The sequence below is a fragment of the Macrococcus sp. GL_134 genome, assembly GCF_057834705.1.
In genome coordinates this window covers 982413-996936 of sequence record NZ_CM174409.1, presented here as the reverse complement: position 1 = coordinate 996936, position 14524 = coordinate 982413, and the positions used below count along the sequence as shown (strand labels likewise).

Genomic DNA, 14524 nt, shown 5'->3' with positions numbered 1-14524 from the left:
TTTTAGTCCTCCTTATCGTTTAATGCTTTGTCCAATGTTTCAATGTTCTGTTTCATCATCGATTGATAGGTGGCAGACTTATCTTCATCAGTCAGAACAGCCATATTATGAAATTTCAAAGACTCCACGTTAGTATCTTCAGCAATAATATCAGTAATTTTAGAAGAAACATTCTGCTCGTATATGATATAAGGTGTATTTGAATCATTGATATCATTGATCATCCCGACAATTTCACTTTGTGACGGTTCATTATTATTCATGCCGGAGACCCCTACTTCTTTAAAATGATATCTATCAGCGAGGTAACCAAGAGACTCATGTGAAATGTAGACAGTGTCCCTTTTAGGCTGAGCTGTAATGTCTCTCAGCTGCTGATCAATTGCTTTAATGTCCTTTACTAGCTGACGATAGTTTTCGTTGTAGTCTTTCTTGTGTTCCGGATCTTTAGCAATCAATTCATCTTTGATTTGCTCTGCAAAAGATTCATTGAGCACTGGATCGAGCCAGACATGGGGATCTAATGATGATTCATGGTCGTGCTCATGGTCATGGTCGTGAACTTCCCCTGAGTCATTATGGTGATCAAGCAGCTGGCTGTCATTGATATCCTCCGCCACAGCAAGAAGCTTTTGTTCATCTTTTACTACCGATGCTATTTTGCCTGCTACTGGGTCCAGTTCATCACTTGAATAGACAAATAAATCTCCTTTAGCAATTTTGAGCGTATCTTTCTGTGTTGGTTCATAAGTATGAATGTCAGTGCCGTTAGGATAAATACTTTGAACTTGAACATGATCTCCGCCGATTTGTTCCATAAAAGATTTAAATGGGAACACGGTAGTGTAGACATTGAGCCTGCCATTAGATTCTTCCTCTGCCTGCCCACAGCCGGATATTACAAGAAGTACTGCTATCAATAAAAATATAATGCGTGTCATCGTTCCATCTCCTAATCGTAATCATTTCGATATAAATTCTATTACGAATGATTATCAAAAGCAAGAACTTTTTTGTAAATCGTAATAATAATTATTTACAAAATAAAAACCAGCCACTGTGTGGCTGGTTTTACATTAGTCCTGTTCTAAATTGACTGTATCGATATCGATGTTCAATGCAGTGGCAATTCCTTGTCCATAAGCTGGATCAGCAAGATAGCAGTTTCTAATATGACGATGTTTTACTTCATCAGTAACACTATGCATTTCATTAGCTGTATTGATAAACAGACGGTGCTGTTCTTCAGATGACAATAGATTGAATAATTTCCCAGGCTGCTCATAATAGTTTGTGTCATCTTCACGGAAATCATGCTCATAAACACTGCCCTGTAGAGGTAATGCCGGTTTTTTATATTGCGGCTGATCCATGTTATGACCGTAGCTGTTTGGATAATAATTCGTCTGAGATCCTAAGTTACCATCGACACGCATTTGACCGTCACGTGAAAACGGACATAAATTAGCAACTGCTCTTGGATAGTTGACTGGAATCTGCCAGTGATTGACACCAAGACGGTAACGCTGAGTATCGCCATATGAGAACAAACGACCTTGCAGCATTTTGTCAGGTGAGAAATCAAGTCCTGGTATAATGTTAGTAGGTGCAAAAGCAGCCTGTTCGACATCAGCAAAATAGTTTTCAGGATTACGGTTCAATTCAAATTCACCGACAGGAATTAATGGATAATCGCCTTTGTACCAAACTTTTGTTAAATCAAATGGATTATCTTTATGATTTCTTGCTTGTTCTTCAGTCATGACTTGAATATACATTTTCCATTTAGGGAAATTGCCTTCTTCAATTGCATTAAATAAATCCCGTTGACTTGATTCACGGTCATTTGCGATAATGCTATTTGCTTCTTGGCTCGTTAAATTCTCAATTCCCTGTTGTGTTCTAAAGTGGAATTTCACCCACACACGCTCACCTTCCGCATTATACATGCTGTATGTATGAGAACCAAAGCCATGCATATGACGGAAACCATTAGGTATCCCACGGTCACTCATCAAAATAGTCACTTGATGAAGTGCTTCCGGTAAACTCGTCCAGAAATCCCAGTTGGATTGTGGATTGTGCATATTTGTTTTAGGGTCACGTTTAACTACGTGGTTTAAACTTGCGAATAATTTTGGGTCTCGGAAAAAGAAGACAGGGGTATTATTACCGACTAAATCCCAGTTTCCTTCTTCAGTATAAAATTTTAAAGCAAATCCGCGAATATCACGTTCGGCATCAGCTGCCCCGCGCTCACCTGCTACAGTTGAGAATCGCGCGAACATTTCTGTTTGTTTACCGATCTCTGAAAAGATTTTTGCTGAAGTATATTGTGTGATGTCATGTGTTACAGTAAAAGTACCAAATGCTCCTGAACCTTTAGCATGCATCCGACGTTCCGGGATCACTTCACGGTCAAAGTGTGCCATCTGTTCGATGAAGAAGATGTCCTGCATCACTACCGGCCCTCTTGGACCTGCAGTCATCGTATTCTCACGGTCACTTACAGGAGCTCCGAACAAACCTGTTAACTTCTGTTTATTATTTTCACTCATTTAATTACCTCCATTTTATCTGTCAGTTGTTGAAGTGTTTCTTATTTATAATCATTATTATATCACATTCATTCTAATCTGAATATGAAAATTATGTTTTATGCCGATATTTTTTTGCATCCACTGACTTTAACACTTTAAAGGTTTTATGCATTAAAACTTTTTCTTGCTTATTTATTACTTTAATTCTACAATAAATGACATCAATAATTTAAGGTAAGGTGAATGAAATGACAAACAATCAGATGGATAGAGATTTAAAGACACGACATATTTCGATGATAGCGATCGGCGGCTCTATAGGTACCGGCTTATTTATGGCTAGTGGAGCTGTCATCAATCAGGCCGGTCCAGGGGGTGCTATCATTGCTTACGCTTTGATTGGTATTATGGTCTACTTTCTTATGACAGCACTTGGAGAACTGGCCACATTTTATCCGGTGTCAGGTTCTTTCAGCGCTTATGCCTATCGCTTTATTGATCCTGCAGCTGGCTTTATGGTCGGTTGGTTATACTGGGTGATCTGGTCACTCGTAGCAAGTGTCGATATTATAACCGCAGCAAAAGTGTTATCCTACTGGGATACTTTCAATGGAATTAATTCATTTGTCTGGTGTCTTATTTTCTTAGCGTTATTATTTATATTGAATGCATTCTCAGTTAAATCATTTGGAGAAGCGGAATATTGGTTTTCATTTATCAAAGTAGGAACTATCATTATTTTCCTAGTCATGGGTCTATTAATGATATTCGGGATTCTTGGCGATCAAGGACCTGTCGGCATTAAAAATTTCACTGTCGGTGACGCGCCGTTTGTCAATGGTTTCTTAGGTTTACTCGGGGTGCTTATTGTAGCAGGATTCTCATTCGGCGGGACTGAAGTTGTTGCCGTGACAGCGGGAGAATCAGAAGATCCGAAAGAATCAATGCCAAAAGCTATCAAACAAGTGTTTTGGCGAATCTTACTGTTCTATATCGGCTCCATTTTTGTGATTGCTGCATTGATTCCGTACACTGATTCGAGACTACTCAATGAAAATTCAGATGTAGCGATGAGCCCATTCACTATCATTTTCGATAATCTTGGTATTTTATTTGCTGCGTCTATTATGAATACAGTGATATTGACAGCTGTATTATCCGCTGGTAATTCAGGATTATATGCTACCAGTCGTCTCCTCTATTCACTTAGCAACGACCGACAGGCACCTCAGTTTCTCGGACGACTCAACAAACGCAATATGCCTTTCAATGCTTTAATCACGACAACTGTACTGATCATCTTGAGTATTATTTATGCGCACTTGAATATGGGTGGTTACGGAAAACTATTAAATATGCTTGGAACGTTAGTATTGATCGTCTGGTTCATCAGTATCATTAGTCATTACCGCCTGCGACGCGCCATAAAAGTTCAGAACTTAGATGAAGACGAACTGCTAACCTATAAAGCACCGTTCTTCCCTATAGGTGTCTTCTTAGTAAGCGGCGCGATTCTTTTTCTACTGATCGGTCAGTCATTTGCAGATATTACTTCATTGAACTGGTCATCATTGACTGACTCTATTCTACCGATCATACTGGCACTCGCTGCCTATTTCGGCTATAAAGGGGTCAAGAAAACAAAAGTCGTCAAGCTTCAAGATATTGATTTAACTAAACATGAACTATAATCAGAGATTTGCATACGCAAATCTCTTTTTTTATGTATAATATAATTTATAAAGCGGTTGCATAAGGAGGCAGACAGATGTCAAACGGACAGTTCAATATATTCGATGATGTACTGAAGACAGACGAGAAGTTCGTCATTGTAGTACAAGGTGTCTACAATAAGAATGGCAGTCTTATCAAGAAAATTTTAAGAGAATATCCAAGTCTGGATCAGCAGGCGATGCAGCGCTTGTTTGTTCATCTTAAAGATGTTTATTTAGCTGAACCATTTGACCGTGATATGGCATTTTATGATATTACTGTTTACACTAACGAGGATTATGCAGCTGACAATATTTATGCACACACAAAAAGACATCGCCATCCAGGTGATCAGTGGACGGCGACGAGCAAGTAAGATTGAGTGGCTGACATATAATGAACCCCCGTGTAAAATGAATCTACACGGGGGTTTCATTATATAATCGTAGCTTCTGTTTCTGTAATAAGCTGAACGATTTGATTATGTTCATCCATCACTGCAACTTTCGGTGAATGTATCAATGCTTCTTCATTCGTCAGCTGTACATAGTTCATAATAATGACAATATCATCTACTTGTACAAGTCTAGCGGCTGCTCCGTTCAAACAGATAACGCCTGACCCACGTTCACCTGCAATGACATAAGTCTCTAGTCGCGCGCCATTGTTATTGTTCACGATAGCCACTTTTTCATCAGGCAGAATATCGACAGCATCTAGAATATCCTGGTCAATAGTAATGCTGCCGACATAATTTAAATTAGCTTCTGTTACTCTCGCACGGTGAATTTTTCCGTGCATCATTGTTCTTATCATCATAGTCCTCCAATAATCATATTGTCGATGAGCCGTGCTTTTGAAAACTTCACTGCAAGAGAAATAAAGCACTGGCCTTCGAGCTTGTCTACTTTAATCAATTCTGGATATTGATAGATAGCAACCTCATCAACAGTCCCAGATGAATAAGACGTAATGTATCGTATTATCTCTTCTTCAATGACTGCTGTCTGTGTCTCTCCGCCGTCTATCAACTCTTTGGCGAGCAGCAGACTGTTATATAGCGCTACTGCTTCCAGGCGTTCCTCATCAGTCAGATAGACATTTCTCGAGCTCTTAGCAAGCCCATCTTCTTCGCGAACAATATCAATCCCTATAATTTCTATATCATGATTGAAATCATCGACCATAGCCTCGATAATGGCAAGTTGCTGCGCATCTTTTTTACCAAAGTAGGCACGGTCCGGTTTGATGATATTAAAGAGTTTGTTAACAACGGTCACTACACCATCAAAATGACCAGGACGCTTCGCACCTTCCAGCACTGCTGCAAGTCTGCCGACAGTAAGAGTGATATCCTGCTTCGGATACATTTCTTCAGAAGTCGGATGGAACAAGTAATCAATATCGATACGAGCTACAAGTGATTGATCGGCATCTATATCTCTTGGATATGCATCGAAATCCTCATCAGGTCCAAATTGTAATGGATTAACAAACACACTTACGACTGTAATATCATTTTCTTTTTTTGCCTCTCTAAGAAGCATCATGTGACCGTCATGAAGTGCCCCCATTGTCGGAACAAAGCCGATAGACTGTCCTGCTGCTCTATGCTCATTAATGATTGTCGTCATTTCTGAAATGGTCGTGATTCGTCTAGTCATGATTTACCTCATTCATAATTCTTGCTTTATAAGTATAGTCTTCCGTTGGAAATTCACCATTTTTAACTTCGTGATGATAGCGGCTGAGCGCTTCCACTCCTGTAGAAAAATCTCCATATTGTTTGACAAACTTCGGCTTGCGATCAGTCGCATAGTTAAGGACATCGTGATACACAAGCACTTGACCGTCAGTCTTTTGACCGGCACCAATTCCAATGACTGGTATAGCCAGTAACTCAGTAATATGAGCTGCTAAATCGCTCGGCACCGCTTCTAATACAAGCATGACGGCACCCGCCGCTGCTGCTGCTTGTGCATCAGCAATCAACTGCTCAGCTTCATTTTTAGTCCTGGCTTGAACTGAATAGCCTGTAATGGCTGCACTTTGAGGCGTTAAACCTAGATGAGCAACGATTGGAATTCCCATTTGAGTACAGCGGGAAATAAACGATGTCAAATGTCCACCTTCCGCTTTGACGGCATGTGCACCGGATTCCTGGAAAAGTCTTATCGCCTGATTCACATCAACTTCGTCACTCACCCCTGCAGTACCAAAAGGCATATCGATGATAGTAAACGTCTCTGGTGCCCCGCGTCTTACCGCTTTCGTATGATGAATCATATCCTCTATTGTGACATAAATAGTACTATCATAACCCAGCACTGTCATCCCTAAACTGTCTCCGACTAAAATCATATCGATACCAGCCGCTTCAACTTGTTTGGCACTTGGATAATCATAAGCAGTCATCATTGTCAGTTTCACTTGATCTCTTTTCATCTGATGGAGGTCTTTTAGTAATTTCATCTTTACACTTCCTTGTTTATCAATGAATACATTATAATAGACACATTCCCATGTGTATAGAAATAAATTCGAAGGAGGCGCCTATGACTAAATACGCCGTTATCGGCCCAGGTGCAGTAGGTACAGTGATTGCTCATGAAATCAGTCGTGTTCATGACGTTACTTTGTTCGGCCGTCAAGAGCAGCAGGTGCTGTTACAGACAGTAGATGGTGAATACAAGATGAATGTATCTTCATTAGTACTGAATGATGCAACATTCGATGTCATCTTTGTCGCTGTCAAAGCAACAAAGCTTAAGTCGATTTTGCCGGCACTACAGAACATGTGCCATTCAAAGAGTCAAGTGATCCTCTGTCAGAACGGTATCGGGCAGCTGGAATTGATGGATGGTTTCAATGCCGTGCAGGCAGTGGTCTATATCAGCGGTCAGAAAACAGCAGATCGTGTCCGACATTTTCAGGATAAGAAGCTGATCGTTCCGAATACTACAGCCATGCACCAAATGAGGAGCGATCTCCACATGACTGAGCTGGAGCTGATACCAGACACTGACTATGACAGACAATTATGGTTTAAACTGCTCGTAAACTTAGGAATTAACAGCGTCACTGCTCTGACAAAAAATACTGCTCAAGTTGTTGAATTGCCGGTTGTCAAATCACTCACTGAACAATTGCTCGTTGAAGGGATTGCAGTTGCAGAAGCGGCTGGACATTCTTTCAACTCCGACACAGTCAATGATATTATGGCTATCTATTCAACGTATGATCCACTGATGGGAACCAGCATGTATTATGACACACTAGCCGGCGTTCCTATAGAATATGACTTTATTCAGGGCACAGTTAAGCAAATAGCAGTACGGCACCATGTCCAAACACCAGTTCTTGATGTCTGCTGTGCCCTTTTGGAAGGTTATCAGTACGAGCGACTCTGAGCTGCACAAAAAAAGAAGCAGTTACGACTGCTTCTTTAATATAAATTGTTCAAGTATGTCCGCAATCCCATCACTGTTATGATCACCGGTAATCATATCTGCGGCATTTTTTATGTTGTCGTTGGCATTACCCATGGCTACACCAAGGCCGGCATACTCAATCATATCTTTATCATTATTGCTGTCGCCGAACGCGATAATCGCCTCTCTACTAATGCCGAGTTCTGTCACCAGTTCATGCAGTGCACGCCCTTTTGACACCCCTTCAGCCATGAATTCCAGGAAAAACGGCTTAGATGTGGTGACATGAATATCTTGTCCGTAATTACCACCCAGCTCGTTGTTGGCTTCTGAGATTTTCTCTTCAAAATCTACTCCCATCAATTTAGGGACATTCCCTTGAACATAGTCTTTCAATGATTCCACCTGTTTCATCGGCAGTCCTGTCAGTTCATGTTCAACGTTCATATAAGGGTGATCACCTTCGTAAACAATAGTCTCATCAATATAAGTTAATACAAAAAATCCTTTTGATTTACAGTAGTCATAACATAAATCAAACTGTTCTTTTGTCAGAGATGTCTCTTTGACCATTGATAAATCGCTCATTTCAAAAATGCGTGCACCATTATAACTCAATATATGTGAGTGATGCTTATCAAGTTCAAGTTCACGCGCGGTGTTAACCATACCGTTAGTTGGACGACCGGAAGCAAGTATGACACTTACACCTTGTTTCTGTACTGCGAGCAATGCCTCTTTTGTCCGTTCAGACATGACGTTCTCACTGGTCATCAATGTATCATCCATATCTAGTACTACTAATTTGTAATCCATGTTTTCACTCCATCGTTTGTTAGTCACTTTACTATATCATAGACTAGATAAAATCTGCTCAATAAACGATGACTATCCCACTTTAAATGTTCCACATGAAATCACGTTAAATTTTAAGCGGCTGATTAACCAGCCATTCTAATTTAAGTTTATCCAAATCAAAATTCACTAGTTTCTCACGTTTTAAATAACCTTCGTTGAAGTGATCAACGAATATATCTGGACCGAATAACTGATGATGTACATGATAGATCACTTTATCGGCTGCTTTTCTGCTGATTAAATTTAAAAAAGCACTTTTTTTGTCATCAGACCAGTTCTTCGCATGGTGAACATGGAAAATAATGATCGGCTCATCTGCTGGAAGGCCATCTATCACTTGTTCCAGCAGTTTAAGCTCATCACCTTCCAGCATCGTCACCGGATGCTCTTGAAAGATGCGGCGTGCTTTGTATAGATTCTTACGGCGTTTAACTTCCTCAGGGTAAAGCAGACTCAACATCCAGTGAAAATCATGATCATCCTCAATATGAGTCACTGCTTCTGAAATACCGAATTTCCGAAGCGGATGTTTAATCGGTGTTAACAAAGAATGATTATACCCTTTGATTTTTACTTTGATATTAATATCATCAACGTTACCCACAGTAACAGATTTATTATAAGTGTAACCATACCAATCATAATTTAATAACAGTCCTGCTTTAGACCCTATTTCTATGACATTGAATGAATCAGTTGATGACTGCTGTAAAATTTTATGAAATATTGGGACAAGTAAAGATGATCGTTCAACGATATTCTTCTTTAAGTCACCATGATGAATATAATATAGAATGGAATCCTGATGACGTGATACAAATGCTTTGAATCGTTCGAAACCATCATCATCAAGTGGTTTTGCATAGTCATTAAAATTAAGATAATAATTGCGTAGTTCATCATCGTCATTATATAAATGAAAGAGGACACTGCTCATCAATAAAGGAACTGATTGAGCGGTGATGATCATCGGACTGAGAAGTGCCTTCAGCTCTTTGTCATCGGCCATATGTTTCGCCAATTGACTATATAATGGACTTCTGTCGAGTACAGCTGCACTATAGGACAGCATTACATTTCGATATTTAACTGACATTTAATCGCTCCTAGACTCATTACAGTCGGTCTTTTAAGACGCTTAATATACTACACATAGCTGACCATGTATAGCCTTGTTACATAAACTTAACATTCATCCTCAAGGGTCAACACTCTCAGCAGCTCATCACCGTTTTCATGCATTTCGCAGAAGAACATTTCTGCAGCTGTTTCCATAGATGGTGTGATTTCTTCCATTAAGGATAACCCAATAGCAGTAATATAAACATTTTTGGCGCGTGTGTCTGATCGAGATTCCATCCGTTGAATCAACTTTCTCGCTTCGAGATTTCTAATGATTGTTGATAACGTCATCGCATCTATACCGATCCGTTCACTTAAATGAGACTGTGATATCCTTTTGTTGTCATTGTTTGCATCAACCAAACCTTTTAATACTCGAAACTGAGGGTATGTTATATCATAAGCTTTTAAAAATCGTCGTGCAGAACTTTGCCATAGTTGATGTAATTTTAGAAGTTTTTCTGTGGCATATATATAATCATTCATTATCAATCTCCTCTATATACTATTAATACTTATATTATAAATACTTATCTTATATGAGTAAATAACTAATTTATCAATGTTTATATCAAGTTTCATCTTGAAGAGAGTAAAGAAGGAATTCACTTAAAAGCAGTTAATTCCTTCTTTACATTATATAGTGGCACTTTCTAAAATAGTGAATGTTTTTTCGTCAGCATTAATCTCAGCCTGGACACCATAAGGCATAACAAACTTAGGTTCATTGTGCCCAAAACTTGCATTGTATAGAATCGGTAAGTCCTCACAGTGATATTCTTTCATGATCATGCGGTAGACTTCCTTGTATTCTTCATAATAAACACCCTTCTGTGGTCTTCCAACGATTATTCCGTTAATTCTATTCATAATGCCCATCACTGCAAAAGCTCTCAAATAAGATTCAAGTGTAATCGTCGGGATATATTCTTCACATGTTTCTAAGAACAATATAGCACCGTCAAAGTGATGCAGGTCCGGAAATAATGATGTCCCTCTTAAATCAGACAACGATTCAAGACAGCCTCCGATGAGATGTCCCTGCACCGTTCCTCGTCCATTAATCACTTCATAACCGCTGTTATCCAGCTGATTTCTCGCCGTCTGCTGATTGCTTTTGTCCCAAGTTAATCCGACTTCACGCACGGTGTCAGACGTTTTAATTTCTCCGATTATGTCATTTGAGAACCATGTCTTTTCGATACTCGCTATCGTATAGTCATCCATGTCGATATTCTCCGCGAAATCTGTCAGCAACGCAGGGCCATAACTTGAAGAAACACCGTTCAAATAGAACATCAAGTGACCAACAGTACTATCTGAATAACCGGTGAAAATCTTTGGATTGGATTGAATGGCCCGATTATCGACAAACGGCAATGTCCGAATTGAATCATTACCACCGATGGCACAAATAATCCCCCTAACTTCAGGATCCTTTAATGCTTGATTCAGGTCCTCAGCCCGCTTTTCAGGATGTTCATAGATGTAATCAGAGCCTTTTAATGCGTGCGGCATCACTTTCACTTTTAATCCAAACACATCTTCCAGACGCTTAATCCCTTGTTCAGTTCTCCAGATCATATCCTGATCACCGGCAATTCCACTGGATAATGAAACAATCGCAACTGTATCTCCACGCTTTAACTTTTCAGGTTTAATCATCTCTTTTCCCCCTATGTTTACTTAATGCTCTCCTTTAATCATACAATACTATAAGGTTAAATCAACCACTGCACCCTACTCACTGAAAAATGCACGTACTAACGGCAGCACTTGTTTGAGCCATGCTTCATCTGTTAAAGAAGCTGCTTCTTCATTCCAGAATGTCATCGCATCTCCTATTATTTCTGTCGTGATGATTTTCGTATATGGGTTATTGTGATAGCAGAACACATCTAATTGATGATGTGTTGTCATATACGCTGTCTGTTCTTTAATAGCGTCATCATCATAGCCATAACGCGGAAGAAATGTTGCGGTATAGAAATTATAGTTATAGACAGCTCTTCCTCGCTTAGTAAATGCCTCAACTTCTATTCCACCTTCCGGCTGCTGCCAGTACAATATATCAATACTATCATTCAACATGTCAATCCCTTCACTTGTAACCCCATCATTCCAGATAGCGGGCCGGAATCCTTGACGTTGAACATAGTCTGCCGTTCGGTTGATGAAACTAATATACGCTTCTTGATTTGTCCTGCTCCCAGGGACTTCATCTGCTCCGATGACCATTCTCTGTTTGAATTGAGGCTGCCTAAAGAATGATGCAATCTCATCAATCATTTGCTGAACGGCCTGTCCAGCAGACTCACTGCCGAAGTAATCGACGACAGTCTCATCAAAATCTGTTTGAATCGTCTCTTCTGGATAGCATTGCTGATACCGCTCTATCCAGTATTTAGAATGCGCCGGAACATCAAAGTCCGGTATCACTTGGATCATTCTGTCAGACGCATAATCTATGAGCTCTCTTAATTCATGACGTGTTAAGTAAGATACATTCGGTTCATCTTCAGTTAATCCAATCACTTGAGAAGCAATCCCATATCCTTCGTTATCAGAAAAATGCAGCTGCAAAAAATTGCCTGAATGGTGCGGTATTTCATCTATAACGGCTTTCAATGACGATAGCGAACAGTAACGTCTCGCACAGTCAATCACGATGCCCCGTTGAATTTGATTAATAGTCATCATTTCACTTCCTTTTCTTAAACTATACACGTTATTGAATCAAACAAACAAATGAAGCGGAAAACCGCTTCTTAATTGTTTTGTTGCTGATTGATAATGCTGAAATATATTCGTGACGTCAAAAGATACAGATGATTTACCCTCTTGGCAATAGTGTCAGTAATATAATTCAAATCTTTATTAGTTGACATAACATTATTAAAATATTCTGTCATGTCCGATTCATCCATCTGCTTCATTCACAGACAAATTCCTTGCTATATTTTCATCGTCTTCAATAATTAACAGTCTTATTACAGCATCTCGTAACACAAGTCTGTTGTTAAAATGTAAAAAAAGAGTTAAAAAAATCTGCTAAAAAACGACATAATAAAAACCCCGAAACATTGTAGTTACGGGGTTATACTATATTAATACTGCTTCATGTACTGATCCCGCTCCCATTCAGACACTTGGGTGCGGTACATATCCCACTCAATCGATTTAGAGTTGATGAACTGGCGATAAATATGTTCACCTAATGCATCTTTCATAATTGGGTTTTCGCGCATTGCTTTAATGGCAGTATAGAGCGTTGACGGTAAGTCTTGAACTCCTACTGATTCACGTTGCTCGCGGTTCATTTCATAAATATTCTCATTAACTGGTGCCGGCACTTCTAGTTTATTTTTAATGCCGTCCAATCCTGCTTGAAGAATGGTTGCAAGTGCCATGTAAGGGTTCGCTGCTGGATCTACTGAACGCACTTCAACACGAGTTGATAACCCACGTGATGCCGGAATACGGACTAACGGCGAACGGTTTTGACCACTCCATGCCACATAACATGGTGCTTCGTAACCAGGTACGAGTCGCTTATAAGAATTGACTAATGGATTACATACAGCAGTAAATCCACGCGCATTTTTCACGATACCCGCAATAAAATGACGCGCATCATCAGACAGCTGCATGTCACCATCTGCATCAAAAAATGCATTTTCTTTTGGCCCTTTGAATAACGATACGTTAAAGTGCATCCCTGAGCCATTGACACCGAACAATGGTTTCGGCATAAATGTTGCATGCAGATTGTGCTTACGAGCAATGGTTTTAACGACTAATTTGAATGTCTGAATGTTATCACACGCTGTCACTGCATCAGCATATTTAAAATCGATTTCGTGTTGTCCTGGTGCTACTTCATGGTGGGAAGCTTCAATTTCAAAGCCCATGTCTTCAAGTTCAAGTACGATATCACGACGACAGTTTTCACCTAAATCAGTCGGTGCTAAGTCAAAGTAACCGCCGTTATCATTTAATTCCAGTGTCGGCTCACCGTGCTGATCCAATTTGAACAAGAAGAATTCCGGCTCCGGTCCTAAGTTGAAATCAGTGAATCCTAGTTCTCTCATTTCAGCAAGGACACGTTTTAAGTTCGCACGCGGATCTCCGTCAAATGGTGTTCCGTCTGGTTTGTATATGTCACAGATTAAGCGTGCCACTTTACCTTTGTCAGATGTCCAAGGGAAGATGACCCATGTATCTAGATCGGGATATAGTTTCATATCTGATTCTTCAATTCGTACAAATCCTTCGATTGATGAACCATCAAACATCATTTCATTGTCCAAAGCTTTATTAAGCTGGCTGATTGGAATTTCGACGTTCTTAATCGTTCCTAAAATATCTGTGAACTGTAAACGTAAATAGCGTACATTCTCTTCCTCTGCAAATCTGACAATATCTTCTCTCGTAAATTTAGCCATGTGAGCCTCCAAAGTTTTATTTATAGAATCTTGATAAATCTCCACGGTTTAATGGGACGTCTGTCGTGTTCGGTTTGATGATGATGTCTTTGTACAACCGTTCTCTGAGGCGTTGTTCCTCCGACGACTGATTGGCCTGCTTGTCTGAAGTGAACTGCTTGATTCCTTTAATTGTGAATCCTTTTTCAAGCATCACTTTAATTTCAAGAAGCAGATCCAGATCATTCATTGAAAACAGCCGTTGATTTCCGGCTGTCCGCTCCGGCGCAATCAGCTGCTGTTCTTCATAGTAGCGAATTTGTCTGGCTGACAGCTCAGTCAACTTCATTACCACACTCATCGGAAATACGGGCATATTGCGCCTTACCGCGTCTGACGTCATATGACCATCTCCTCTACTAAGAACTTAGTGATA

Annotated in this window: 15 protein-coding genes; 3 read left to right on the top strand and 12 right to left on the bottom strand. The window is 39.8% G+C overall.

Going from position 1 to position 14524, the window contains the following annotated elements:
• Positions 1–2: 2 nt before the first annotated feature.
• Both AC3IPL_RS05065 and AC3IPL_RS05060 read right to left on the bottom strand, forming a co-directional pair.
• Positions 3–941 carry a metal ABC transporter solute-binding protein, Zn/Mn family gene (locus AC3IPL_RS05065; protein WP_489242185.1) on the bottom strand — a complete coding sequence of 313 codons (939 nt, stop codon included), beginning with the start codon at positions 939–941 and terminating at the stop codon, positions 3–5.
• A 135-nt stretch (positions 942–1076) separates the two neighbouring features.
• On the bottom strand, positions 1077–2558 hold the full coding sequence (locus AC3IPL_RS05060) for a catalase (protein ID WP_489242184.1): 1482 nt from the start codon (positions 2556–2558) through the stop codon (positions 1077–1079).
• 230 nt (positions 2559–2788) lie between these two features.
• Between AC3IPL_RS05060 and AC3IPL_RS05055 the strand changes: the two genes are divergently transcribed.
• Positions 2789–4231, top strand: a complete 1443-nt coding sequence (locus tag AC3IPL_RS05055; protein ID WP_489242183.1) for an amino acid permease — start codon at positions 2789–2791, stop codon at positions 4229–4231.
• A gap of 77 nt (positions 4232–4308) precedes the next feature.
• Entirely contained in the window at positions 4309–4629 is a 321-nt protein-coding gene (locus AC3IPL_RS05050) for a hypothetical protein (protein ID WP_489242181.1), read from the top strand.
• Between the two features lie 59 nt (positions 4630–4688).
• Here the strand turns inward: AC3IPL_RS05050 and panD are convergent, their stop codons facing one another.
• From panD to panB, 3 genes are read right to left on the bottom strand one after another with little or no spacing between them, the layout of a single operon-like run.
• Entirely contained in the window at positions 4689–5069 is a 381-nt protein-coding gene (gene panD / locus AC3IPL_RS05045) for an aspartate 1-decarboxylase (RefSeq protein ID WP_489242276.1), read from the bottom strand.
• On the bottom strand, positions 5069–5917 hold the full coding sequence (gene panC, locus AC3IPL_RS05040; RefSeq protein WP_489242180.1) for a pantoate--beta-alanine ligase: 849 nt from the start codon (positions 5915–5917) through the stop codon (positions 5069–5071). Before panC ends, panD begins: the two co-directional genes overlap by 1 nt.
• Positions 5910–6725, bottom strand: a complete 816-nt coding sequence (panB, locus tag AC3IPL_RS05035; protein ID WP_489242178.1) for a 3-methyl-2-oxobutanoate hydroxymethyltransferase — start codon at positions 6723–6725, stop codon at positions 5910–5912. Before panB ends, panC begins: the two co-directional genes overlap by 8 nt.
• An 83-nt stretch (positions 6726–6808) precedes the next feature.
• On the opposite strand from panB, the gene AC3IPL_RS05030 reads away from it, so the two are divergent.
• Positions 6809–7663, top strand: coding sequence for an oxidoreductase (locus AC3IPL_RS05030; RefSeq protein ID WP_489242177.1), 855 nt, complete (start codon positions 6809–6811; stop codon positions 7661–7663).
• A gap of 21 nt (positions 7664–7684) precedes the next feature.
• Here the strand turns inward: AC3IPL_RS05030 and AC3IPL_RS05025 are convergent, their stop codons facing one another.
• The 7 genes from AC3IPL_RS05025 to AC3IPL_RS04995 all read right to left on the bottom strand — a co-directional run bounded on the left by AC3IPL_RS05025 (position 7685) and on the right by AC3IPL_RS04995 (position 14491).
• Positions 7685–8500, bottom strand: a complete 816-nt coding sequence (locus AC3IPL_RS05025; RefSeq protein ID WP_489242175.1) for a Cof-type HAD-IIB family hydrolase — start codon at positions 8498–8500, stop codon at positions 7685–7687.
• A gap of 106 nt (positions 8501–8606) precedes the next feature.
• Entirely contained in the window at positions 8607–9638 is a 1032-nt protein-coding gene (locus AC3IPL_RS05020; RefSeq protein WP_489242173.1) for a DUF2332 family protein, read from the bottom strand.
• An 89-nt stretch (positions 9639–9727) separates the two neighbouring features.
• Positions 9728–10150, bottom strand: coding sequence for a MarR family winged helix-turn-helix transcriptional regulator (locus tag AC3IPL_RS05015; RefSeq protein WP_489242172.1), 423 nt, complete (start codon positions 10148–10150; stop codon positions 9728–9730).
• 150 nt (positions 10151–10300) lie between these two features.
• On the bottom strand, positions 10301–11329 hold the full coding sequence (locus AC3IPL_RS05010; RefSeq protein WP_489242171.1) for a S66 family peptidase: 1029 nt from the start codon (positions 11327–11329) through the stop codon (positions 10301–10303).
• 75 nt (positions 11330–11404) lie between these two features.
• On the bottom strand, positions 11405–12364 hold the full coding sequence (locus AC3IPL_RS05005) for a family 20 glycosylhydrolase (RefSeq protein WP_489242170.1): 960 nt from the start codon (positions 12362–12364) through the stop codon (positions 11405–11407).
• A 407-nt stretch (positions 12365–12771) separates the two neighbouring features.
• Complete coding sequence (glnA, locus tag AC3IPL_RS05000) at positions 12772–14109, bottom strand: type I glutamate--ammonia ligase (RefSeq protein WP_489242169.1); 1338 nt, start codon at positions 14107–14109, stop codon at positions 12772–12774.
• A gap of 16 nt (positions 14110–14125) precedes the next feature.
• Positions 14126–14491: a MerR family transcriptional regulator gene (locus AC3IPL_RS04995; RefSeq protein ID WP_489242167.1), complete on the bottom strand. Its 366-nt coding sequence runs from the start codon at positions 14489–14491 to the stop codon at positions 14126–14128.
• Positions 14492–14524: the final 33 nt, after the last annotated feature.

Bases quoted from the DNA above. Each gene is read 5' to 3' on its own strand.
- AC3IPL_RS05030 (WP_489242177.1), top strand. From the start codon at position 6,809: ATGACTAAATACGCCGTTATCGGCCCAGGTGCAGTAGGTACAGTGATT.
- glnA (WP_489242169.1), bottom strand. From the start codon at position 14,109: ATGGCTAAATTTACGAGAGAAGATATTGTCAGATTTGCAGAGGAAGAG.
- AC3IPL_RS05015 (WP_489242172.1), bottom strand. From the start codon at position 10,150: ATGAATGATTATATATATGCCACAGAAAAACTTCTAAAATTACATCAA.
- AC3IPL_RS05010 (WP_489242171.1), bottom strand. From the start codon at position 11,329: ATGATTAAACCTGAAAAGTTAAAGCGTGGAGATACAGTTGCGATTGTT.
- AC3IPL_RS05025 (WP_489242175.1), bottom strand. From the start codon at position 8,500: ATGGATTACAAATTAGTAGTACTAGATATGGATGATACATTGATGACC.
- AC3IPL_RS05065 (WP_489242185.1), bottom strand. From the start codon at position 941: ATGACACGCATTATATTTTTATTGATAGCAGTACTTCTTGTAATATCC.
- AC3IPL_RS05005 (WP_489242170.1), bottom strand. From the start codon at position 12,364: ATGATGACTATTAATCAAATTCAACGGGGCATCGTGATTGACTGTGCG.
- panC (WP_489242180.1), bottom strand. From the start codon at position 5,917: ATGACTAGACGAATCACGACCATTTCAGAAATGACGACAATCATTAAT.
- panB (WP_489242178.1), bottom strand. From the start codon at position 6,725: ATGAAATTACTAAAAGACCTCCATCAGATGAAAAGAGATCAAGTGAAA.
- AC3IPL_RS05055 (WP_489242183.1), top strand. From the start codon at position 2,789: ATGACAAACAATCAGATGGATAGAGATTTAAAGACACGACATATTTCG.
- AC3IPL_RS05050 (WP_489242181.1), top strand. From the start codon at position 4,309: ATGTCAAACGGACAGTTCAATATATTCGATGATGTACTGAAGACAGAC.
- AC3IPL_RS05020 (WP_489242173.1), bottom strand. From the start codon at position 9,638: ATGTCAGTTAAATATCGAAATGTAATGCTGTCCTATAGTGCAGCTGTA.
- panD (WP_489242276.1), bottom strand. From the start codon at position 5,069: ATGATAAGAACAATGATGCACGGAAAAATTCACCGTGCGAGAGTAACA.
- AC3IPL_RS04995 (WP_489242167.1), bottom strand. From the start codon at position 14,491: ATGACGTCAGACGCGGTAAGGCGCAATATGCCCGTATTTCCGATGAGT.
- AC3IPL_RS05060 (WP_489242184.1), bottom strand. From the start codon at position 2,558: ATGAGTGAAAATAATAAACAGAAGTTAACAGGTTTGTTCGGAGCTCCT.